This window comes from Candidatus Frankia nodulisporulans, assembly GCF_902806475.1.
Taxonomy (GTDB): Bacteria; Actinomycetota; Actinomycetes; order Frankiales; family Frankiaceae; genus Frankia; species Frankia umida.
Genome location: NZ_CADCWS010000051.1, coordinates 1 through 21,793, shown reverse-complemented (window position 1 = coordinate 21,793; position 21,793 = coordinate 1). Strand labels below are relative to the sequence as shown.

General features: G+C 72.9%; 16 protein-coding genes and 4 pseudogenes. 9 read left to right on the top strand and 11 right to left on the bottom strand.

From position 1 onward, the window contains the following. Positions 1 to 1,497, bottom strand: a 1,497-nt coding sequence (locus G6R24_RS24005; protein ID WP_225438240.1) for a 3'-5' exonuclease, incomplete at its 3' end; no start/stop codon positions are given. Between G6R24_RS24005 and G6R24_RS24000 the strand changes: the two are divergent. Next, positions 1,394 to 1,690 (top strand): annotated as a pseudogene (locus G6R24_RS24000) (hypothetical protein); the annotation flags it as partial. The gene G6R24_RS24005 and the pseudogene G6R24_RS24000 overlap by 104 nt on opposite strands. A gap of 191 nt (positions 1,691 to 1,881) precedes the next feature. On the opposite strand, the pseudogene G6R24_RS23995 reads toward G6R24_RS24000, so the two are convergent. After that, a pseudogene (locus G6R24_RS23995) lies at positions 1,882 to 3,459 on the bottom strand (ATP-dependent helicase); the annotation flags it as partial. Continuing rightward, on the bottom strand, positions 3,456 to 6,866 hold the full coding sequence (locus G6R24_RS07685) for an ATP-dependent helicase (protein WP_163548475.1): 3,411 nt from the start codon (positions 6,864 to 6,866) through the stop codon (positions 3,456 to 3,458). The pseudogene G6R24_RS23995 and the gene G6R24_RS07685, both read right to left, overlap by 4 nt. Before the next feature lie 206 nt (positions 6,867 to 7,072). Here G6R24_RS07685 and G6R24_RS07680 point away from each other — a divergent pair, with 206 nt between their 5' ends. Continuing rightward, positions 7,073 to 7,801 carry an SDR family oxidoreductase gene (locus G6R24_RS07680; RefSeq protein ID WP_338083885.1) on the top strand — a complete coding sequence of 243 codons (729 nt, stop codon included), beginning with the start codon at positions 7,073 to 7,075 and terminating at the stop codon, positions 7,799 to 7,801. 156 nt (positions 7,802 to 7,957) lie between these two features. Here G6R24_RS07680 and G6R24_RS23625 read toward each other — a convergent pair. Further along, a pseudogene (locus G6R24_RS23625) lies at positions 7,958 to 8,119 on the bottom strand (MGMT family protein); the annotation flags it as partial. A 146-nt stretch (positions 8,120 to 8,265) separates the two neighbouring features. Continuing rightward, positions 8,266 to 9,438 (bottom strand): adenylyltransferase/sulfurtransferase MoeZ, encoded by a 1,173-nt coding sequence (gene moeZ, locus G6R24_RS07670; RefSeq protein WP_163548473.1) that lies wholly within the window; start codon positions 9,436 to 9,438, stop codon positions 8,266 to 8,268. Positions 9,439 to 9,720: 282 nt separating this feature from the next. Here moeZ and G6R24_RS07665 point away from each other — a divergent pair, with 282 nt between their 5' ends. After that, entirely contained in the window at positions 9,721 to 9,894 is a 174-nt protein-coding gene (locus G6R24_RS07665; RefSeq protein WP_163548472.1) for a CsbD family protein, read from the top strand. A 2-nt stretch (positions 9,895 to 9,896) separates the two neighbouring features. Here the strand turns inward: G6R24_RS07665 and ku are convergent, their stop codons facing one another. Beyond that, entirely contained in the window at positions 9,897 to 11,021 is a 1,125-nt protein-coding gene (gene ku, locus G6R24_RS07660; protein WP_163548471.1) for a non-homologous end joining protein Ku, read from the bottom strand. Between the two features lie 391 nt (positions 11,022 to 11,412). Between ku and G6R24_RS07655 the strand changes: the two genes are divergently transcribed. The 3 genes from G6R24_RS07655 (at position 11,413) to G6R24_RS07645 (ending at position 12,928) form a co-directional block, all read left to right on the top strand. Beyond that, positions 11,413 to 11,664, top strand: a complete 252-nt coding sequence (locus G6R24_RS07655; protein WP_163548470.1) for a hypothetical protein — start codon at positions 11,413 to 11,415, stop codon at positions 11,662 to 11,664. A gap of 226 nt (positions 11,665 to 11,890) precedes the next feature. Then, positions 11,891 to 12,529 carry a TetR/AcrR family transcriptional regulator gene (locus G6R24_RS07650; protein ID WP_163548469.1) on the top strand — a complete coding sequence of 213 codons (639 nt, stop codon included), beginning with the start codon at positions 11,891 to 11,893 and terminating at the stop codon, positions 12,527 to 12,529. A gap of 174 nt (positions 12,530 to 12,703) precedes the next feature. Next, positions 12,704 to 12,928, top strand: coding sequence for a DUF3107 domain-containing protein (locus G6R24_RS07645; protein ID WP_163548468.1), 225 nt, complete (start codon positions 12,704 to 12,706; stop codon positions 12,926 to 12,928). A 132-nt stretch (positions 12,929 to 13,060) separates the two neighbouring features. On the opposite strand, the gene G6R24_RS07640 is transcribed toward G6R24_RS07645, so the two are convergent. Then, positions 13,061 to 13,750 (bottom strand): ferritin-like fold-containing protein, encoded by a 690-nt coding sequence (locus tag G6R24_RS07640; protein ID WP_163548467.1) that lies wholly within the window; start codon positions 13,748 to 13,750, stop codon positions 13,061 to 13,063. A gap of 366 nt (positions 13,751 to 14,116) precedes the next feature. Here G6R24_RS07640 and G6R24_RS07635 point away from each other — a divergent pair, with 366 nt between their 5' ends. Continuing rightward, positions 14,117 to 15,862, top strand: coding sequence for a DEAD/DEAH box helicase (locus G6R24_RS07635; protein ID WP_163548466.1), 1,746 nt, complete (start codon positions 14,117 to 14,119; stop codon positions 15,860 to 15,862). Between the two features lie 197 nt (positions 15,863 to 16,059). Here G6R24_RS07635 and G6R24_RS22020 read toward each other — a convergent pair whose 3' ends face one another. Next, the gene (locus G6R24_RS22020; protein WP_225438238.1) at positions 16,060 to 16,590 is read right to left on the bottom strand and encodes a hypothetical protein; all 531 of its coding nucleotides are present in this window, start codon (positions 16,588 to 16,590) and stop codon (positions 16,060 to 16,062) included. Further along, positions 16,590 to 17,540 (bottom strand): ParA family protein, encoded by a 951-nt coding sequence (locus G6R24_RS07625; protein WP_163548465.1) that lies wholly within the window; start codon positions 17,538 to 17,540, stop codon positions 16,590 to 16,592. Before G6R24_RS07625 ends, G6R24_RS22020 begins: the two co-directional genes overlap by 1 nt. A gap of 281 nt (positions 17,541 to 17,821) precedes the next feature. On the opposite strand from G6R24_RS07625, the gene G6R24_RS07620 reads away from it, so the two are divergent. Beyond that, positions 17,822 to 18,640, top strand: coding sequence for a hypothetical protein (locus G6R24_RS07620; protein WP_163548464.1), 819 nt, complete (start codon positions 17,822 to 17,824; stop codon positions 18,638 to 18,640). A gap of 16 nt (positions 18,641 to 18,656) precedes the next feature. Here G6R24_RS07620 and G6R24_RS07615 read toward each other — a convergent pair whose 3' ends face one another. Then, complete coding sequence (locus G6R24_RS07615) at positions 18,657 to 19,880, bottom strand: aminotransferase class I/II-fold pyridoxal phosphate-dependent enzyme (RefSeq protein WP_163548463.1); 1,224 nt, start codon at positions 19,878 to 19,880, stop codon at positions 18,657 to 18,659. Positions 19,881 to 20,024: 144 nt separating this feature from the next. After that, the gene (locus G6R24_RS07610; protein WP_163548462.1) at positions 20,025 to 20,936 is read right to left on the bottom strand and encodes a RecB family exonuclease; all 912 of its coding nucleotides are present in this window, start codon (positions 20,934 to 20,936) and stop codon (positions 20,025 to 20,027) included. A 613-nt stretch (positions 20,937 to 21,549) separates the two neighbouring features. On the opposite strand from G6R24_RS07610, the pseudogene G6R24_RS07605 reads away from it, so the two are divergent. Next, a pseudogene (locus G6R24_RS07605) lies at positions 21,550 to 21,793 on the top strand (hypothetical protein); the annotation flags it as partial.

Genomic DNA, 21,793 nt, shown 5'->3' with positions numbered 1-21,793 from the left:
GACGTAGAGGAAAGCGGCGTCGACGGCGTCCAGTGGTATGCCGCGAAGGCGGGCCCAGGCCAGACGGTAGACGGCCAGTTGCAGGTCGTCGGCGGGTGACTGGCCGGTCTTCCAGTCGATGACCTCCCAACGTCCACCGCCGAGGGAGTAGACGGCGTCGATGCGGCCACGGATGATCCGTCCGGCCAGGGGGAGTTCGAAGGCCTCCTCGATCGCGTGGGGACGCCGCGTGCCGTAGGGGGTACGCAGGAAGGCGTCCTTGAGATCGCGCAGGTCGTCGTCGGTGAGCTCGGCGTCCGCGGCACCGGGGAGGTCGTCGGCTCCGATCAGGGCGCGGTGGTCGAACAGTTCCTCGACCCAGGTGTGGAACCGGCTGCCGCGGCGGGCGGCGGCGACCGGCTGGCGTGGCAGCGGCCGGACCAGTTCCCGGGCGAACGCGGCCGGGTCCGCGTGCATCCGCACGATCTCGGACGCGGTCAGGGTCGCCGGCAACGGGACGTCCAGCCGCGGGCGCCGACTGGCGCGTTCCTCGGCGAGCAGCAGCCGTGCCTCCCGGTCCAGCTCCCCCAACAGCGCCCGCTCCCCCGCGGTCAGACCATCCGGATCGACGCCGGGGGCGGCGAGGGAGCCGGAGGGGTGCAGGGCGGTGTCCAGGTGGGTGAGGACCTCGCGGGCGGCTTCGAGGCGGCGGGCGTACGGCTCGGGGTCGTAGGGGACGGGCCAGGCGAACTCGGGTGGGGTGTCCAGCGCCGGGTTGACACGTTCGGCGGGGCGGGGGGCCCAGACGTCGACGCGTCCACCGCCGGAGCCGGCATGCGCGGCGAGTTCCTCGAGGAAGACGGACGCGCCGCGCGGTCGCTTCTGGCTTGGGCCCCACCAGTGGCCGCTGGCGAACAGCAAAGACCTCGCCCGGGTGACCGCCACGTAGGCGAGGCGGCGTTCCTCCCGTTCGGCGTAGGCCCGGGCCTCGACGGCGTACGCGTCGTGGTCGGACTTCTGGTCGGACACGGTCACCGCCGGCAGGTCGTCGGCGTCGCCGCGCAGCGGCACCGGGAGCACCCCGGTCGAGGTCGTCCACTGGTCGCGGACGGTGATGTCGGGGAAGACGCCGGCGCTCAGGTTCGGGACGACGACCACCTCCCACTCCAGCCCCTTGGACCGGTGCATGGTCATCAGGACGACCGCGTCCGCGCCGGAGGGACCCGTGACGTCCAGGCCGCGCTCGTGCTCCCGGGCGGCGTGCAGAAAGCCGAGGAACGCGTGCAGGGACGTGGTCCCGTCGGGATCGGTGAAGTCGGCGGCGATGTCGAGGAACGCGGCGACGTTCTCCTCGCGGCGGGCGCGCACGGCGGCGTCGGTCGCGGTGAGCTCCACGTCCAGGCCGATCGTGGCGATGACGCGGTGCAGCAGGTCGAGCAGTCCCTCGCCGAGATGGCCGCGCAACGCCGCGATCTCGGCGCCCAGACGGCCCACCCGGGCGGCGCCCTCGGCGGACATCTCCGCCCCGGGGTCGGCCAGCACATCGGACAGCGCCACCACGTCGGAGGGATCGACATCCGCCACCGCCGCCCGCAGCGCGTCCTCGCCGCCCGGCGGTTCGGTCACCCGCCCCTCGGCCGTGCGGCTCTCGGACGTACGGCTCTCGGACGTACGGCTCTCGGACGTACGGCTCTCGGACGTACGGCTCTCGGACGTACGGCTCTCGGACGTACGGCTCTCGGACGTACGGCTCTCGGACGTACGGCTCTCGGACGTGGGTGAGTCGGGTGAGCCGGCGGGGCCGGGTAAGCCGGGGGGCTGGTCGAGGCGGACGGCCTCGCGTGCCCTTCGGCCGAGGGCGGCGAGGTCGCGGGCGCCGAGGCGGACCCGCGGGCCGGTGAGCAGGCGGACCAGCGCGGTGTTCGCCGTGGGGGCGTCCAGGACCTCCAGCACCGCCACGATCTCGGCGACCTCCGGGACGGTGAGCAGGCCGGTCAGGCCGACCACCTCGACCGGCAGACCGACGGCCTGCATCGCGGTGAGCAGCGGCGGGATGTCACCGCGGGCCCGGACGAGCACGGCGATCTCCCGGGCGGCGGTGCCGGCATCGACGACGGCCCGGACGCGGCCGGCGATCCAGGCCACCTCGGCGGCCCAGGTGGTGTGCAGGGCGACGACCGTCTGGCCGCGGTCGGCGACGTCGGCGCGTGGGCGCAGTTCGACGACCCGGTGCCGGGCGCGCAGGGGTTCGGCGATGGCGTTGGCGAGTTCGAGCAGCCGGCCGCCGCTGCGCTGGTTGACCGACAGTTCGTAGACGGTCGACGGGGTGCCGTCCGCCTGCGGGAAATGGGTGGGGAAATGGTCGAGGTTCGCCACCGATGCTCCGCGCCAGCCGTAGATGGCCTGGCAGGGGTCGCCGACGGCGGTGACGGGATGGCCGCCGCCGAACAGTCCGGTGAGCATCCGGCGCTGGGCGACGGAGGTGTCCTGGTACTCGTCGAGCAGGACCACCGCGGCCTTGGCCCGCTCGGCCTGCCCGGCCTGCGGCATCGACTCGGCGATGTGGGCCGCGTAGGTGACCTGATCGCCGAAGTCGAGCACGCCACGGTCGCGGCGCGCCGCGCGGTATTCGGCGACCAGCGCGGCGAGTTCGCGCCGTCCACGCGAGGTGTGGGCGAACCTGCGCAGCAGGTCCTGCACACCCTTGGTCCTCGGCCGCCGCTGGGCGGCGGCCAGGGCGGCGCTGACCTCGACGAGCAGCGCGGTGTCGAAGGCGGTGAGCGCCACCGGGTCGAGCAGATGCTCGCTCATCTCACCGTCGAGGGCGACGATCTCACCGACGACGGCGGCGAGCGAACGGGTCAACGCCCGCACCGAACCGTCGTGGGCGCGGGCCACCCGGGCGGCGAGCTGGTACCGCGCCGCGCCCGAGAGCAGCCGGACGTCCGGTTCCAGCCCCAGCCGCAGCGCGTTGTCGACGACGAGCCGCCCGGCGAACGCGTGGTAGGTCGCCACGGTCGGCTCGCCGTCCTGCTCATCCCCCGCGCCACCAGCGCCACCAGCGCTGTCCGGGCCGCCCGGGCCCGCGCTGGTCGCCCAGTCGCTGCCGTCGGCGGCGCCGGCGCGGCGCAGTGCCAGGCGCACCCGGGCGGCGAGTTCCGCGGCGGCCTTGGTGGTGAAGGTCAGGCCCAGCACCTGATCGGCGCGCACCTGCCCGGTCGCGACCAGCCAGACCACCCGGGCGGCCATCACCGAGGTCTTCCCGGAGCCGGCACCGGCGACGATCACTCCCGGTGCCAGCGGTGCGGTCGCGGCGGCGATCTGCTCGTCGGTGAACGGGACGTCCAGCAGGGTGCGCAGATCGTCCGGTTCGAGGCGCGGGCCGGTGCGCGTCCCGTCACGAAGATCGTCGGGCTCGGCGCCGAAGCCGGGCAGAAACGGCTGACGGGACGGCCGCCCGTCGGTACCCAGCACACTCATGAGATGACCTGCCGTCCCTCCGGACGGGCGGGGCAGCTCGCCTGGAACGTGCAGGTGGTGCAGTGGCCGCCGGGCGCGGGACGGAACGTCTCGGCGTCGATGGTGCGCACCGCGTCGGCGACGACCTCGTCCATCCAGGTCGGGCCGTCGGCGGGCAGCGGCGCCTGGGCCTGTACCTTCGGCGGCCCGGGCGGTTCCTGCTCGGGGTCCGCGGCCGCGGTGTCACCACCCGCGTCCAGCCGCAGGTGCACGAGCTCCGCCCCACCCGGCTCCACCACCGGCCGCGCCGCGACCGGGTCCAGCCCAGAGGCACCCGACGCGGCGGTGCGCTCCGATACGGCCGTGCGCTCCGATACGGCGGTGCGGACGGCGTCGTCGAGGGCGCCGGAACGGACCGCGAGCTGGTAGCTGCCGAGCTGGGGGTGGCTGGCGAGTTCGGCGGCGGTCACCGGGGTGCGGCCGGTCTTGAAGTCGATGACGTGCACCCGGCCGGCGTCGTCGAGTTCGAGCCGGTCGATGAAGCCGCGCAGCCACACCTGACGGCCGGCGACGGTGAGCTGGCAGGTGAAGCGGACCTCGGCATCGACGACCCGGCGGCCCCGTTCGGCCGCGTGCCAGGTGAGGAAGCGGGCGAGGGCCTCCCGGGCGGCGGTGCGTTCCTGCTCGCCGCGCCAGCGGGCCTCGTAGGCCAGATGCCGCCAGACGGTGTCGAGCCGGACGTCCAGGGCGGCGAGGTCCGCGGCGGTGCGGCCGGTGGTGACCTCCTCGGCGAGGGCGTGCACCACCCGGCCGAAGCCCTGCGCGGTCGAGGCGACGGTGACCGCGTGCGCCTCATGCTCGAGGAACCAGCGCAGGGAGCAGTCCCGCAGCCCGGCCAGCGACGACCCGGACAGGCGCACCGGCAGTTCCGGCGCGACCACCGGCACCTCGGACGTGGTGACCTCGAGCAGCCCCCACCAGGTGCGCGGATGGGCGGCGGGCGCCAGCGGACGGCCCTCGTCGTCACCGGCGGCGGCGAGCGCGGCCAGCCGGCGGCGCGCCGCGGTGCGCATCGCGGGACTCGCCCCGGGTTCGGTGGCCAGCCGGCGCAGGGTCGCGACCAGACCGACCAGTGTCAACGGCCGCGGCGGGCGGCCCGGCACGGCGACCACGGGCACGCCGATCTCCTCGAGGAACCGGCTGGGCCGGCTGCCGTCGTCATCGGGACTGTCGACCGCGGTGATCAGCAGGCGTCGCCGGGCCCGGGTGAGCGCCACGTAGAACAGCCGCCGCTCGTCCGCGAGCAGGTCCGCCCGGGTCAGCGGGGGGCGCAGGCCGCCTCGGGCCGGCGCGTCGAGCTCCTCGACGCCGAGCAGCGAACCGCGTTGCCGCAGGTCCGGCCAGGCACCGTCCTGCACACCGCAGACGGCGACCACATCCCATTCGAGGCCCTTGGAACGGTGCGCGGTGAGCAGCCGCACCCCGCGGCGGCGGACGTCCTCCCCGACCGGGGCGATGGATTCGGCGGCGAACTGCTGGCGGCCGAGTTCGCCGAGCAGGGACGCGACTCCCAGCCCCGGCCCGCGCCGGGCGGCCAGCCGGGCGACCGCGTCGAACAGGGCGACCACCGCGTCCAGATCACGGTCGGCGGTGCGACCCGCCGCCCCGCCCGCCGCCGACGCGGCGACCAGGCGCGGCTGCCAACCGCTGGCCGACCACAACGCCCACAGCGCCTCCTCGGGTGACCCGCCGGGTGCGCGCAGCACGCGGCGCCCGGCCACAAGCAGCGCGCCGACCCGGCGGGCGGGCGCGGCGACCTCGTCGGGCACGCGCACGAGCAGCCGGTCCGGATCGGCGACGGCCGCGCGGACCAGCTCGTCGGAGGCGCCCGGCGCGGTGGCCCCCGCGTCGCGGTCGAAGGCCCGCAGCGCCCGGCCAAGCTCACGCAGACCGGCCGGATCCGCCCCGCCCAGCGGGGATGTCAGCAGCGCGCGGGCCGCCTCGACGGTCAGCGCCCCACCCGGGTCGTCGGCGCAGCGCAACGCCAACAGCAGCAACGCCGCCGCGGACTCCTGCGCGACGGGAAGATCGTCTCCGTCGACGGTGACGGGGACGCCGGCGGCGACCAGGGCGCGGCGCAGCCGCCCGATCCGCTCGGCGGTGCGCACCAGCACGGCCATCCGCGCCCAGGGGGTGGCGCGTTCGAGATGTTCACGGCGCAGCATGTCGGCGACCGCCCCGGCCTCCGCGCTGGCCGACACGTAGGCACGCACCTCGACCTGGCCGGCGCCGAGATCGTCCCGTCCGGTGAGGTCGCGGTGGGCGCGCAACGCCTGTGCGGGCAGCCGGGTCGCCGGCAGACGGCGGGCGACGTGCCGGCTGGCCAGCAGCGGCGCCGGGGCCATCCGCCGGCACCGACGCAACGCGACGATCGGCGCGTCCAGGCCGCCCACCGAGCGGAACCGCCGGGGGAACTCCAGCAGCCCCGACACCTCGGCGCCCCGGAAGGCGTAGATCGACTGATCGGGATCACCGAACGCGATCAGGTTTCCTCCGCCGCCGGCCAGGGCGCGCAGCAGCCGTTCCTGCGCGGGGTCGGTGTCCTGGTACTCGTCGACGAAGACATGCTGGTAGCGGGCCCGCAGCTCCTCCCCCGCCGGCCCCTCGGCGACCAGCACGGCGCGGTGCACCAGATCGGCGTAGTCCAGCGCCCCCTCGAAGCCGAAGACATCGAGGTAGATCTCGTAGAACTCGGCCAGCGCCGACCACTCCGGCCGAGCGGTACGCCCGGCCAGCTGCGCCAGCTGCTCGGGCTCAAGACCCACCTCCCGTGCCCGGGCCAGCAGCGCCCGCACCTCCTCGGTGAACCCGCGGGTTCCCAGCGCCTGGGCCAGCGACTCCGGCCAGCGGGGATAACCGTCCTCCCGGGTGCCGTCGATGAGCTCGCGGAGCCGACTGTCCTGCTCCGGGCCGGACAGCAGCCGGAACCCGCCGTGCGGCGCCGGCCGGTCATGGGCCCGCAGCACCGCGAGGCACCAGGCGTGAAACGTCCACGCCCCCGGCCCCCGCCCGCCCCCACCAGCGGCGCCCAGGCGGGCGGTGATGCGTTCGCGCAGCTCGCCGGCGGCTCGCCGGCTGAACGTGAGCACCAGGATGGACTGGGGGTCGGCACCGGCGGCGATGCGGGCGGCGACGGCCTCGACCAGCGTCGCCGTCTTGCCCGTGCCCGGCCCGGCCAGCACGAGCAGGGGGCCGCCCGGATGCTCGACCACCTGGCGCTGTGACCCGTCCAGCTGCAACGGTGTGGCGACGGGCACCGGCGCGGCGACCAACCGGTGGCCGGTGCGCGGCGCGGCGGGGGCCGAGGCGGACAGCAGGCTCACCGGGACAGCACACCACGCGCCACCGACACACCGACCGGCAGGCATCCCCACCGGTCCGTCAATCCAGGATCATGGCCCCCTATGTCCGTCCGACAGGGTGGCGATGGCGCCCACCGGCGACCCGACCATCGCGCATCCGACCCCCGCTTTGGGGTCGCCCGACCGGGCCAGATCACACGCGCACGCGACCGGACGTGTCACTCTCGTCAGCCATGAGCCCATGCGCACCGACACACGACTGCGAGGGCAAGGTGGCGCTCGTCACGGGGGCGGCCTCCGGGATCGGCGCCGCCTGTGCCCGTCGGCTGGCCGCGGCCGGGGCCCGGGTCGTCCTCACCGATCTGCGCCCCGACCAGGTCAAAGAGGTGGCCGCGCAGATCGAACGGGACGGCGGCGAGGCCGTGGCCGTCGAGGCCGACGTCACCGATCCCGACGCGGTGGAACAGGCCGTGCAGACCGCCGTCGGCACCTTCGGACGCCTCGACCTCAGCGTGAACAACGCCGGTATCACCGCCGGACGCGAACCGGTCGGCACCACCCTGGCCGAGGACTGGCAGCGTGTCCTGGACGTCAACCTCTCCGGCGTCTTCTACTGCATGCGCGCCGAGATCACCGCGATGCTGCACGGCGGCACCGGCGGGTCCATCGTCAACATGGCCTCGGTGTTCGGCACTGTCGGCTTCGCGGGATCGGCCCCGTACGTCGCGGCCAAGCACGGCGTCGTCGGCCTCACCAAGACCGCCGCCCTCGAGTACGCCACCCGCGACATCCGGGTGAACGCGGTCGCCCCCGGTTTCGTCGACACCGCCCTCATCCACGTGAACGGCCGACCCCAGCGCGGCGCCGCGCTGCTCACCCCGATCAACCGCCTCGGCACCCCCGAGGAGGTCGCCGAGGTGGTCGCCTTCCTGCTGTCCGACCGGGCATCCCTGGTCACCGGCAGCGTCTACCTGGCCGACGGCGGCCTCACCGCCCGCTAGGTCCGCGAACGAGGTCGGTCCGGACGAGGCGGGCCAGGTGGCCGGGGTGCCGTCCCAGCGGGCGGCGGCCAAGTGGACGCGTTCGCCGGACGGCGCCAGCGGTGTGGCATCGGCGATCAGGCGGCGCAGCGCCTCGGCCGGGTTCGACGGGTTCGGTTCACCGGTGGAGAGGATGACCCGGTGCCAGGGCAGGTCGTCCTCGGCGTAACGGCGAAGCACGGCGCCGACGGTCCGGCCCGTGCCGGCCCCGACGAACTCGGCGACGTCACCGTAGGTCATCACCTTGCCCGGCGGAATCCGGGCGATGGTGTCGAGCACCTCGCGGGCGTGCGGACTGGGCTCGGCGTCCCCGAGCCGAATCCGGGTACCGAGCCCCGCCGACACACTCGCCGGCGGGGAGGCGCGACTCCCCCGCGCCCGTCCCCCGCCGGTGACTGTCGACCTCCCCGGCTCCCTCACGACGCTCAGTAGACGGGAAGGGTCTTGTCCACCTGGGTGGCCCACGCGGTCACGCCGCCCTGGACGTGCACGGCCGAGGTGAAGCCGGCCCCCTTGAGGGTCGCCAACGCGTCGGCGGAGCGCACACCGGACTTGCAGTAGACGACGACCCGCCGGTCCTGCGGCAGTTCGGCGAGGTGGGCGGGCAGCTCGGCCTTGGGGATCAGCCGGGCGCCGGGGATGCGCACGATCTCCCATTCGGCGGGCTCACGGACGTCGATCAGCTCGATCGGCTCACCCGCGTCCAGCCAGGTCTTGAGCTCGGACGCGAGGATCGTCGACCCGGACGCGGCGAGCTGCGCCTCCTCGGACACCACACCGCAGAACGCCTCGTAGTCGATGAGCTCGGTGATCGACGGGTTCTTCCCGCACAGCGGGCACTCCGGGTCCTTACGGACCTTGATCGAGCGGTAGGTCATCTCCAGTGCGTCGTAGACCATCAGTCGCCCGACCAGCGGATCACCGATGCCGGTGAGCACCTTGATGGCCTCGGTGGTCTGGATCGACGCGATCGAGGCGCACAGCACCCCGAGCACGCCCCCCTCCGCGCAGGAGGGGACCATCCCCGGCGGCGGCGGCTCCGGGTAGAGGCAGCGGTAGCACGGACCGTGTTCGGCCCAGAAGACGCTGGCCTGCCCGTCGAACCGGTAGATCGAACCCCACACGTACGGCTTGCCCAGCAGCACGGCCGCGTCGTTGACCAGGTACCGGGTGGCGAAGTTGTCGGTGCCGTCGACGATCAGGTCGTACTGGCTAAAGATCTCCATCACATTGGAGGTGTCCAGCCGGGTCTCGTGCAGCACCACGTTGACCAGCGGGTTGATGTTGAGCACGGAGTCCCGTGCCGACTCCGCCTTGGACCGGCCGACGTCGGACTGCCCGTGGATGATCTGACGCTGCAGGTTCGACTCGTCGACGGTGTCGAACTCGACGATGCCGAGCGTGCCGACGCCGGCCGCGGCCAGGTACATCAGCGTCGGCGAGCCAAGCCCACCAGCGCCCACGGCCAGGACCTTGGCATTCTTCAGCCGCTTCTGGCCATCCATGGCGACATCCGGAATGATCAGATGCCTGGAGTACCGGCGGACCTCGTCGACGGTCAGGCCCTCGGCAGGCTCGACCAGAGGCGGAAGGGACACGCTAGCTCCTTGCGTTCGCAGTCGTTCTCGACGATGCCACGTTCTTCGACGATTCCACAGGGGCACGCGACCTGGTCACGAATCCGCCGACCGCCACGACCCGTGTGGACGGATTCCGGTTCGAGGCTGGTCGCGGGGTGTGACGCCAGCGGGGTGTGACGGTCGTGGGTGTGACGGTCGTGGGCGGAACCGGTGCGACCTGGTGGGTGTTCCCGGCGGGCGCGCGGGTAGACCCTCGGTGACCCACCGCAACAACGCATCGACGATGAGGAGCTGAGGGCCGTGTCCTTCACCGACAAGATCCGTAACAAGGTGGACGAGCTTCGCGGACGGGGCAAGCAGGCCACCGGACGAGCCGCCGGTGACCGCCGCACCGAGAGCGAAGGCCGCGGCGAACGCGCCTCCGCCGACCTACGCCAGGCCGGCGAGAAGGCCAAGGACGCCTTCCGCCACTGAGGTCACACCGAGCCACCATCGGCGATCATGTGGAGCTGTGGGCGGTCCGTGCGGTGCGCGGCGCGTCGTCGGCCGCAGCGGCCTTCGGCGCGGCCGACTTGCCGGGTGTGGTCCTGACAGTCGACTTCCGAGGGGACCGCGCGGGAGGTACCTGAGGTCGCACGGGACGACCCCGCCCCGGCGCTGGAGCGTCGAGACCGCTCCGGCTTGCCTGGTTCCACCGGGGATGACGCGACCACCGGGGACGATTCGGCTACCGGAGACGGCTCGCTTCCAGGAGACGACTCGGCCATAGGGGACGGCTCGGGCTCGGATGACGACGCGGGCGGGGCGGGGGTGTCGGCGTCGGGCTGGTCGCCGCCGCGGGCGGCGGCGATGCTGGCGCGCAGGGCTGCCATCAGGTCGCCGGTGGGCTCGCTGGGCTCGATCTCGGGTGGCGCGACGATCTCACGGCCGGCGGCCTTGGCCTCGATGACGGACCGCAGGGCCTCGCGGTAGTGGTCGGTGAAGCGGGTGGGATCGAAGTCGGCGGCGAGGGTGTCGATGAGCGAGCCGGCCATGGCGAGCTCCTGCGGACGTACGGCGACCTCGTCCGACAGGATCGGGAAGTCCGGTTCGCGGACCTCGTCCGGCCAGAGCATCGTCGCCAGGACGAAGACTCCGTCGCGTACCCGGAGCGTCGCGAGCTGCTCACGCTGACGCAGAGCTATCTTGACCAGCGCGACCCGGCCGGATCTGGCCAGGGCGTCGCGCAGCAGCACGTAGGGTTTCGCGCCGGTCCGGTCCGGCTCGACGTAGTAGCTCCTGGCGAAGTAGATCGGGTCGACCTGCTCCAGCGGCACGAACTCCAGCACGTCGATGGCCTTGGAGGTGGACAGCGGCAGGTTGGCGAAGTCGTCGTCGGTGAGTACGACGGTCTGACCGTCCGGCAGCTCGAAGCCCTTGGCCACGTTGGCGTAGGAGACCTCGTCGCCGTCGGCCTCGGCGACCCGGCGGTAGCGGATGCGGGAGCCATCCGATCGGCGGACCTGGTGGAACGCGATGTCCCGCTCCTGTGTGGCGGAGTACAGCCGCACGGGGATCGACACCAGACCGAAGGAGATGACACCCTTCCAGATCGAACGCATGTTCGCCCCTCACGTCGACTACCCACCATGGTGACCCACGGGACGCCCACGCGTAAGCCAGATCGAACAAACGTCCACAGTTATCAGGTGGCGGCATGGCACGTCCGGGGGATGCCCGTCCTGGGGCGATCTCTGGGAGTCCGTGATGACGACTGCGGGATCTGACCTTCACCGCGGACGACGTGCCGCGACGCGTCGACGACCTCGGCGATCTGTTCGCCCCGCCGCTCGGTGACGCCTCATGACCCCCGCACACCCGGATGCGTGGATCCCGCGTGAGAGGCACGCACACCGGGCACATCGCGGTCCGGGCCCGATGTGGGTCCAGGACCGCCCGGCGTCGGCACCCCACCCCGCGGATGCCGCATCGACGAGCTCAGGAGGACGTCCCATGGGAGCATCCACCGAACTACCCGGCTCCGGCCGCACCCTGGCAAGCCTCCCCCCCGAGAGCGTCCCCGCCGGCCACCTGCCGCTGGAGACACCCGACGCCGACGCCGTCGAGCAGGCTCGGGAGGTCCGTCCGCGCGAAGCGGGCTCGACGGTGCTCGCCAGCGAGGTCGGCGCTGCCGGCGAGGTCGACGAGTTCGACCGGGTCGAGCAGAGCGTCGTCGTCGAGACCGACGAGGACGACTACCGCTGACGACCCCGAACGACCCCGAACGACCCCGAACGACCCCGAACGCGGACGGCTCTGAGCACGGTGGGCGGTGGTGTCCGCGCGGGTGGTCAGCCCGTTCGGGCCCCCGCCGACGGGTAGGTCGTCAAGGTGGGTAATCCGGCCGAGCCGTACCGGGCCGGCCCGCTGTGCGAAAGTGAGCCGGCGACTCGTCGTCGGCCGCAGCCGACCTGGACCCGAAGGAGTGCCGGTGACCGCCGAGCCAGCCTCGCCCGGCACCCGTACGGGCCGAACTCCCCGGCTGCCCCGGACCGCCCGCCGCTTCCAACTGCTCGGCGCCGCCCGCGAGGTCTTCGTCGCCCAGGGTTACCACGCGGCGGCGATGGACGAGATCGCCGAGCGGGCCGGGGTCAGCAAACCCGTGCTCTACCAGCACTTCCCGGGCAAGCTCGAGCTCTACCTGGCACTACTCGACGAGCACACGACCCAGCTGGTCAACGCGGTCGAGGAGGCGCTGGGCTCCACCACCGACAACCACGTGCGCATCGCCCGTTCGGTGCGGGCGTACTTCGACTTCGTCAATGACTCGTCCGGGGCACACCAGCTCGTGCTGGAATCCGATCTGCGCAGCGAGCCGGCGGTGCGTCAGCGCATCGAGACGGCGTTCGCCCGGTGCGTCCACTCGATCGCGGCGACCATCGTCGCGGACACCGGGCTCGATCCCGCCGAGGCTGACCTGCTCGCCGTCGGCCTGATCGGGATGGCGGAGACGGCGTCGCGCTGGTGGCTCGTGCGCGGTGGGACCGTCCCCAAGGAGCGGGCCATCGAGGCGATGGTCGAACTCGCCTGGCGTGGCATCGGCGGCTACCCCCGTCAGGAACAGCCCTAGCACCCCGCCCGGCATGTGCCGGGAGCGAACACGCCGGACCCACGCCGGTAGAGAAGTCCCGGAAGCCATAGTGTGGGCCGTGATCCAACCTCGGTGGCGGATGTCCGCCACCGCGCGGGTCCCGCGCGGCTCCGCGCAGGTCCCACGAAGGTCCGACGAAGGCGGAGGTCATCGGTGGAGGTCAAGATCGGCGTACGGCAGGTCGGCCGGGAGCTGGTGGTGGAAAGCGAGCTGACCGCGGAGGCCGTGGCCGCGCAGGTCAGCGAGGCGGTCAAGGCTGGCAGTGGTGTGCTGACCCTCTCCGACGACAAGGGGCGCCAAGTGCTGGTCCCGATCGACGCGCTGGCATACGTGGAGATCGCGGCCACCTCGCCCCGTCGGGTCGGCTTCGGCGGCTGAGGGCTCGGCGGCGAGCGGCTCGACGTCCGGCGGCGCAGGCCGTCCGGGCCACGAGCAGGGGGCGGTGGGCGAACGGAGAAATCGTCGGCCACCGCCCCTCGTCATGTCGTCAGGCGGAGAGGCTCATGTCGTTCAGGCCGAGAGGCCAAGCGCCGACATGCGGCGGCTGTGAGCCGACATGATGCGGTTGAAGATGGCCGCCAGCGCGTCCAGATCGCCCACGCCGACCAGCAGGCCGGTGAGGGCGTCGCGGTCCACCCCGACCCGCTGTGCCTGGGTGAGGGCCTCGCCGACGAGCCGGCGTGCCCACAGCGCCAACCGACCGGCCACCGTCGGGTTCACCTCGATCGCGGCACGGACCCGTTCGACGGCGAAGGCGGCGTGCCCGGTGTCGGCCAGGACCCGCAGCACGATCTCGCGGGACGACCCGGGCAGGCGGGTCGCGATCTCCCGGTAGAAGTCGGCCGCGATGTTGTCGCCCACGTACGCCTTGACCAGGCTCTCCAACCAGTCGGCCGGCGCGGTCGAGTTGTGGAAGTCGGTCAACGGGCCGATGAACGGGGCCATCGCGTCCTCGGGACCCACACCGAGCCGGTCGAGTTCGTCACAGATGGCCCGAAAGTGGGAGAACTCAGCCGCCGCCATCGTGGCCAGGGCCATCTTGTCGCCGAGGGTCGGCGACATTCGGGCATCGGTCGCCATCCGCTCGAAAGCGGTCAGTTCGCCATATGCGAGCAGGCCCAGCAGATCGACAGTCGCCTGGTCGGGCTGGTCCGCGGTACCCGAAGCCGACGCGTCGGCCGGCGGGAACGATGTCTGCATCACGCTCGGATTCTGGCACCCCTGAGGTCGTCAACGGCAATCGTCGGCGAAGGAACTCCCGCTCGGGCCAGGAAGCGGCTATGCTAGAGACAGCTAGAGGCCGTTATGTGCCTCAGTAGTCGCGTAGTAGGCGTCGCCTCGTCACCTGTGCACCCAGAGCTGCCGTCCATGGCACCGGGCACACGGACTTCGGGCCGCGGGCGCCTCGCGGCTCAACGCGAGCGGGTTCAGCGCGAGCGGGTTCAGCGCAGACACCGCTCAGAGAAGACCAGGAGCGTCCCGCTGTCCGTCACAGCAGAAGTACCTTCAGATGATCTATCTACATCCCCTTCGTCTACCGAGATCGCCGCGGTAGTTTCTCCCGCCGTGGTCCGCCCGACCTTCGCCGACCTGGGCGTTCGCACCGAGACGGTCGCGGCGCTGACCAAGGCCGGCATCGTGCACGCCTTCCCGATCCAGGAGCTGACGCTCCCGATCGCGCTCGGCGGCAACGACATCATCGGTCAGGCCCGCACCGGCACCGGCAAGACCCTCGCGTTCGGTATCCCCCTCGTGCAGACGGCGCTGGCTCCCAACGAGGGTGCCGACGGCCGGCCGCAGGCCCTGGTCGTCGTCCCCACCCGTGAGCTGTGCGTCCAGGTCACCGAGGATGTCACCCGGGCGGGTGCGGGCCGTGGCCTGCGCGTGCTGGCCGTCTACGGTGGCCGCGCCTACGAACCGCAGCTCACCGCGCTGCGCGCCGGAGTCGACATCGTCGTCGGCACCCCCGGTCGCCTGCTCGACCTGGCCCGCCAGCGGGTCCTCGACCTCGCCGCCGTGCGGGCACTCGTGCTCGACGAGGCCGACGAGATGCTCGACCTCGGCTTCCTGCCCGACGTCGAGCGCATCATGGCCCAGCTGCCCACCAGCCGCCAGACCATGCTGTTCTCGGCCACCATGCCCGGCCCGGTGATCTCGCTGGCTCGTCGGTTCATGGCTCGTCCCGTGCACGTGCGCGCCGAGCAGCCCGACGAGGCCCGCACCGTGCCCAGCACACACCAGCACGTCTTCCGCGCCCACGCGCTGGACAAGATGGAAGTGCTGGCGCGTGTCCTCCAGGCCGGTGGCCGGGGCCTCGCGATGGTGTTCGTCCGCACCCGGCGCACCGCCGACAAGGTCGCGGAGGAACTCGACAAGCGTGGCTTCGCCGCCGCCGCCGTCCACGGCGACCTCGGCCAGGGCCAGCGTGAGCAGGCCCTGCGTGCCTTCCGGGCCGGCAAGGTCGACGTGCTCGTCGCCACCGATGTCGCCGCTCGCGGTATCGACATCAGCGGTGTCACCCACGTCGTGAACTACCAGTGCCCCGAGGACGAGAACGTCTACCTGCACCGCATCGGCCGCACCGGCCGGGCCGGGGAGAGCGGCGTCGCCGTCACCTTCGTCGACTGGGACGATCTGCCCCGCTGGACGTTGGTCAACAAGGCTCTCGGTCTGCCCTTCGAGGGCCCGGTCGAGACCTACTCGACCTCCCCGCACCTGTTCGAGGCGCTCGGCATCCCCACCGGGGTCACCGGCAACCTCCCGCACGCCGCGCGCACCCGCGCCGGGCTGGACGCGGAGGACATCGAGGACCTCGGTGAGGCGTCCTCGCGGCGCGGTGGCGGTCGACGCGGTTCGTCCTCCTCGCGCACCGGGCGCTCCACCGCACCAGCCGCGGCCGAGGAGCGTCCGGCGGCCACCCGTGCCCGCACCCGTCGGCGCACCCGCGGTGGCGGCGCGGCGGCGGCCACCGGTCTGGCCATCGCCGGCGATGGCGACGCCGGCCTCGACGACCCGCGCATCGAGGTCACAGGCCCATCGGTCACCGGCGAACTGCTGGTCGAGAGCGCCGCACCGATGGTGACCACCCGCGTCTCCGCGGGCATCGTCGGCACCGATGACGCGCTCGACACCGACGGCGCGCAGGTGGTGTCGGCACTGGCCGGCGAGTCCGGTTCGGCCGACGAGTCGACCCGTCGTCGGCGCCGTCGTCGCGGCACCCGCAGCAGATCCGCCGGTGGCGCCCTGCTCGGCGACCTCACCGAGGTCGCCGACACCGCCGACGACAGCACCCCGCGCGCCGAGTCCGCCTGACCCGGGACCGTCCCGCCGCTGATTCTGTGGAGCTCCCACCCGGAGCTCCCGGAGCAGCACCCGTCAGCCAGCACCGCAGCCGGACACCCGCCTCGTCGCGAGCGGCCATGCCCCACGTCGCTCCCGCCGTCTGAGCCCACTCGCTTTCCGTGGGCCAACGCGGGTAACCGGTTGCCGCACGGCGCTCACCCCACAGCTCAGCCCACAGCGCGAAGATGCAGGCCCAGGCGGACCCAGCTCACCCGGTGGCAGTTCGGGCAGCGCACCAGCGAGAAGTGCCGCGCCCGCATCACCGGCAGATGCACGCTCGGTGTCAGCACCCGCAGCGACTGCCAGGTTCCGAGCAGCCTGGTCCCGCCGCACCGGGAGCACTCGAGCCGCAGACCCGCGGACGGCGCCGGCGACGGCCGCGCCCCGCTGTACAGAACCCGCTTGCCATGCGCGTCCCGTCCCACCGACGGACCGGATGGCACCGCCGGCGGCCGCGCCGAGGTCTCCCCCGGCGCCGACCCCGTAGCACCGGCCGACGCCGTCGAGCCCGCCGCACCCGCCGGACCCGCCTCGAGTACGGCTGGCCCCGGCGCCCGGTACTCGCGGTGGCGCAGCCGATCGAACCCCGCAGCGGCCCCTGGCCGCACCACCGCATCGTCGCGGATCGGCGCGGGCGCAGGCGCCGGCCGAGGCGTCCGCCGGCGGGTGGGGGCCGGCTTGTCGCGAGCAGCGCCCATCAGCGGCGTCCCTGCGCGGTGATCGGCACGGCCACCGCTACCGTCGGCTTCATCGCGGCCGGTGTCCCGGCGGCTGACGCCCCAGCGGGCGGTGTCGTCGTGCCCGGGGTGACCGTGGGCGGGATGAGCGCGGTGCGTTCCCTCGTCCGGCCGGCGGGCGGTGGTGATCGACGAGCGGGAATCTCGTCTGCCGCGGCCAGCCCGGCGATCGCGCGGGCATGTCGGCGGTAGGCGTCGGCGCCCTTGGACCGGCCGGCGGTCGCCAGGATCGATCGTCCCGTTCCCGGGGCCTCGGCGAAGCGCACCGACCGGGAGATCGGCGGCGACAGCACATCCACGTGGTAGCGCGCGACCACATCCGCGAGGACGGCCCGGCTGTGCGCGGTACGCGCGTCGAACAGGGTCGGCAGGACTCCGCGCACCCGCAGCCCCGCGTTCGTCAGCCGCCGCACGTCCTGAACCGTGTCCAGCAGCTGCCCCACGCCGCGATGCGACAGCGTCTCGCACTGCAACGGCACGATGACCTCGTCCGCGGCGGTCAGCCCGTTGATCGTCAGCACGCCCAGGGACGGCGGACAGTCGATCAGGATGACGTCGTAGTCGTCGAGCAGGTCCGCGAGGGCGAGCCGCAGCGCGTGCTCACGCCCCGTGCGCGAGAGCAGCACCGCCTCGCTGCCCGCGAGCTCGATGGTCGCCGGCAACAGGTCGGTCCCGTCCGCGGTGGTGGACACGACGATGCCCGCGGACAACCGGCCCAGCAGCACATCGTGCACCGACAGCTCGATCGTGTCGGGATCAAGGCCGAGTGAGAACGTCAGACAGGCCTGCGGATCAAGATCGACCAGCAGGACGCGGCGGCCCAGCTCGGTCAGTGCGGCACCAAGGCTGGCCACCGAAGTGGTCTTGGCTACGCCGCCTTTCTGGTTTGCCACCGCGAGTACATGGGCCACGCCGATCAGTGTGTACGGGTAATCGGGTGGTCACAACATCTAGCCGCTGTGAGTTCTCGCCGGACGCCCCACCCACCACCCGCGCCACCGGCGGCGACACCCCCGGCACGCCCCCGCGCGCTCTCGCCGCGACCGGCCCGCCCCACCGGCAAATGCCACAGATCTCCGCCACCAAGGTGGCAGCCCGCGGCGCCCGGCACCTCCTCGCCGCCGGGTGGGGCGGGGGGTCCCGCATGTGGCGGCCGACTCGGTCGGGCCGGACGCCATTAGAGTGCGCGGACGTGACAGGACTTCCGCGGATTGCCGTCCTTGGCCTCGACGCCGCCACCGCCGCCGCCGCCGTGGCGCTCGTCGACGGCGGTCTGGAGATCGCCGTCTTCGCACCCGAACCGATCTCGCCGGACGATGTCGCCGCCCTGGCCGCCTACGGCTGCGCCGACCGACTCGTGGCGCTCGTTCCCGCGACCCTGCGGCTGTCCGCCGCGACGCCCACCGCGCCACCCTTCGAGATCCACGGCACACCCGCGGATCATGAGCCGTCCGTGCCCGCCGAGGTGACGCGGCCGGACGCCGGGGCTCCGCTGGGAACCTTCGACGCGGTCGTGTTGAACGATCACACCGAGCATCTCCTGCCCACCGCACCGGCCGGACCGGCCGCGCCCTCGGGGGCCTCTTCTCAGCCGGGGGTGGTCCAGCGCTTCGGTGACGTGTTCGACCCCCGGGCGGCCTGGGTGTTCCACATCGGCGGACCGGTGGAACTCGGCGCCGCGCGGGGTCGCTGGATCGGCGAATACCTACGCGGGCGCTATGCCCTGCCCGCCAACCTCCCCGCGGGCCCAGACGCGGACCCAGGCCACGGCCACGGCCTGGGAGCAGGCTCAGGCGCGGGAGCGGGAGCGAGGTCGGGGGTTGGCACGCGCCCGGGAGCCGGGGGGCTACCGGGGATGGCGGCCACCGCGGTGCGGGGACGTCCGTGGCGCCGCGGTGCCCGTTCGACCCTGGCCGACCTCGACCGGGAGCTGCAGGCCGGTCACGCCCGCGCCGCCACCGCCGGCTACCCGCTGCCCACACCGTCCGCCTGGCTCACACCCAGCCAGTAGGCAGCCGGTCGGCGGATCAGCCGATCAGTTGGGCCAGTCCGGTCAGGCGGTCGGCGGCGGCCCGCAGGGTCTCGTGGCGCTTGGGATAGCCGAAGCGGATGATGTGCCGGCCGTCCGCGGGGTTGGCGAAGAACGACGAGCCGGGCACCGCGGCGACACCGATCTCAGTGATCATTCGGCGGGTGAGGGCGACGTCGTCACCGGCGGGGTCGAGGGCGTGGGTGTCGCACATCACGTAGTAGGCGCCGTCCGGTGGACGGAAGGTGAAGCCGGTCGCGGTCAGCGACGCGCACAGCAGGTCCCGGCGGGCGCGGTACTGCTCGGCGAGGCCGGTGTAGTACTCGGCGGGTAGCCGCATGGCCGCGACCCCGCCGGCCTGTAGCGGCGCGGCGGCGCCGACGGTGAGGAAGTCGTGCACCTTGCGGATCGCCGAGGTGTAGGCGGGCGGGGCGATCGTCCAGCCGACCCGCCAGCCGGTGACGGCGTACGTCTTGGACAGCGCGTTGATCGTGACGGTGCGGTCCTCGAGGCCCGGGATGGTCGCCGGGGGGATGTGGCCGCCGGGGCCGAGGTACTGGATGTGTTCGTAGATCTCGTCGGTGAACACGAGGGTGTCGTGACGCTGGCAGAGTTCGGCGACGAGTTCGAGCTCCTCGCGGCGCAGCACCTTGCCGGTCGGGTTGTGCGGGGTGTTGAGGATGATCGCGCGGGTCCGGTCGCTGAACGCGGCGCGTAGTTCGGCCGGGTCGATGGACCAGTCCGGGGCGTGCAGGCGGACGAGCTTCGGGACCGCGCCGGAGAGAATCGTGTCCGGACCGTAGTTCTCGTAGTACGGGTCGAACATGATGACCTCGTCGCCGGGGTCGACCAACGCCAGCATCGTGGCGATCATCGCCTCGGTGGAGCCGCAGGTCACACAGATCTCCCGCTCCGGGTCGACCGTCCAGCCCGGATAGGTGCGGGCGACCTTCGCCGCGATCTCGGCACGGAACTCCGCCGCTCCCCAGGTGATCGCGTACTGGTTGACGTCCGCGTCGATGGCGGCCTTGGCCGCGTCCTTGAGCTCCTGCGGGCAGGAGAAGTCGGGGAATCCCTGCGCCAGGTTCACCGCGCCGTGCACAAGCGCGAGCCGGGTCATCTCCCGGATGACGGATTCGGTGAAGGTCATCGCCTTCGCGGAGATCCGCGGCTGGTTCGCGGGCGCCCGCGGCGACGCGGATGCGGTGGTCTGCTCGGCCATCGGCCCATCGTGGCATCCCATCCGCCCACCGGACGCCCCGTACCCCACCGAGTGTTCCGCGGAACCGCCACATCACCCGCCGTCCCAGCCTGCCCCGCCCCCAGGTGTTCCGCGGAACCGTTTCCGCGCGCTGCGCCGGCCCGCTCAGACGTCCGTGGCCTCCCGCCCACCGCTGGCGGCCAGATCGCCGGCGCTGGCACCGGCACCGGCCGCGCTCCCGGGATCCACCTCGCCGAGGGCATCCCAGGACTGACGGTCGGGGGCGGCCGCCTGACCCTCCGGGCATCGCGCACGGAAGTCACACCAGGAGCACAGCCCGCTGGTCCGCGGCGGGAAGGCACGCTCGGCATCGCCGCCGGACCGCAGCGCCTCGGTGGCCGCGACCGCGTCGGCGGCCACCGACTCGGCCCGGTGCACATGCCGGGTGATCGACTCCTCGGTGTGCTCCGCGACGGCGACCCGGCCGCTCGGCACATGGTGCAGCTCCACCCGCCGGCACGGGCGGCGCAGCATCCGCCCGGCGGCCATGGCGTAGAGCGCGAGCGCCGGGGAGCTGCGCGCGTCGGCCTCCGTGGACGGCCGGCGGCCCGTCTTGTAGTCGACGATGACGAGCTCGCCATTCCGATCATCAAGCCGGTCGACCCGGCCGGAGAACGCCAGCCCCTCGGTGCGGGCGGCCACCGAACGCTCGACTCCCCGCGGCTCGGCCGCCGGGTCTAGCCCCGTGACGTAGCCGGCGGCCATCTCCGCGGCCCGCTCCCGCCACGCCACCGACTGCTCGCCGTCGCGGAACCCGTCAGCGACCCACAGCAACCGGACGAGCTGCGCCGCCCGCACCGGCGTGCGCTGCTCGAACGGCTCCTCCCACCACCGGCGCAGCGCGTTGTGCAGGCTCACCCCGAACGACGTGTGCGCCCAGGCCGGCCCCCGCGGCGGCCGGGGCCTGTCCAGGTAGATCATCCGGTACCGGCGAGGGCAGTCCTCGAACGCGGCCAGCCGCGACGGCGTGCAGGCGAACAGCCTGCGGGGCATGCCGGCGAGCTCCATCTGTGCCATCGCAGGATCATCCCACCGCCCTCCGACAGTTCGATCCGCCTCCGCGGCGGCGAGCCGCGCAGAAGCCCACAGCCACGGCGGTGGCGATGGCCGGTGGCGGACCGGAAAGCCTCGACCGCGGCCGCCCCTATCGGGCGCATACGTCCGTCTCCTGCGATCGATCCCGTTCGGACCCGCCGAACAGCTCAGCATGTTCGCGGCGAACAAATGCCCGCCTGCACGGGCGTTCTCGCAGGTCAGGCACCTTTCCAGGGCCGAGAGACACTTTCGCGGCAAGGGGAGTGACGCAACCTCCGCGCTCCAGGCATCGTAGGGATACGTCAGCTCGGAGCCACCCAGGCCCGAAGGATCTTCGGTGCTGTGGGAGCGACCGGTCGCTGGTGCCGGTCACCCTCGGGATCGAGAAGAAGTCCGTTGCTCACACCCGTGGAAAGCACTCCCCCTGACTGGACGTATGCCGATCCACCACGTACTGCCGGCATGCCGCAGGCTCACCTCTCGACATGTCGGGACGTGGCGGACCCGGCACCGGTGCAATGATCAGTTCGCTCTCCGTGTCGCTGGTTGACTCCCGGTTGGCCAGCCGGTGCCAGAAAGGATGTGGCGCGTCGTCATGAACATGCCCAGTCGGCGGGCAGAGCAGGACGAACTACGAACGCGGATGCGCGCGGTCGGGATGTCCCACGACGAGATCGCGATCGAGTTCGCCCGACGCTACAAACTGCGTCCGCGAGCAGCCCACCGCGTCGCGCACGGCTGGACCCAGCATCAGGCCGCCAGGCAGATCAACGCCCTCGCTGCCCGCACCGGTATCGACCCCCGCGGCACGGCTCTCATGACCACTCCTCGGCTCAGTG

Excerpts from the sequence above, each read along its gene's own strand:
- G6R24_RS07610 (WP_163548462.1), bottom strand. The coding sequence starts at position 20,936 with ATGGCACAGATGGAGCTCGCCGGCATGCCCCGCAGGCTGTTCGCCTGC.
- G6R24_RS07640 (WP_163548467.1), bottom strand. The coding sequence starts at position 13,750 with ATGCAGACATCGTTCCCGCCGGCCGACGCGTCGGCTTCGGGTACCGCG.
- G6R24_RS07615 (WP_163548463.1), bottom strand. The coding sequence starts at position 19,880 with ATGGCCGAGCAGACCACCGCATCCGCGTCGCCGCGGGCGCCCGCGAAC.
- G6R24_RS07655 (WP_163548470.1), top strand. The coding sequence starts at position 11,413 with ATGGGAGCATCCACCGAACTACCCGGCTCCGGCCGCACCCTGGCAAGC.
- ku (WP_163548471.1), bottom strand. The coding sequence starts at position 11,021 with ATGCGTTCGATCTGGAAGGGTGTCATCTCCTTCGGTCTGGTGTCGATC.
- G6R24_RS22020 (WP_225438238.1), bottom strand. The coding sequence starts at position 16,590 with ATGGGCGCTGCTCGCGACAAGCCGGCCCCCACCCGCCGGCGGACGCCT.
- G6R24_RS07685 (WP_163548475.1), bottom strand. The coding sequence starts at position 6,866 with ATGCCTGCCGGTCGGTGTGTCGGTGGCGCGTGGTGTGCTGTCCCGGTG.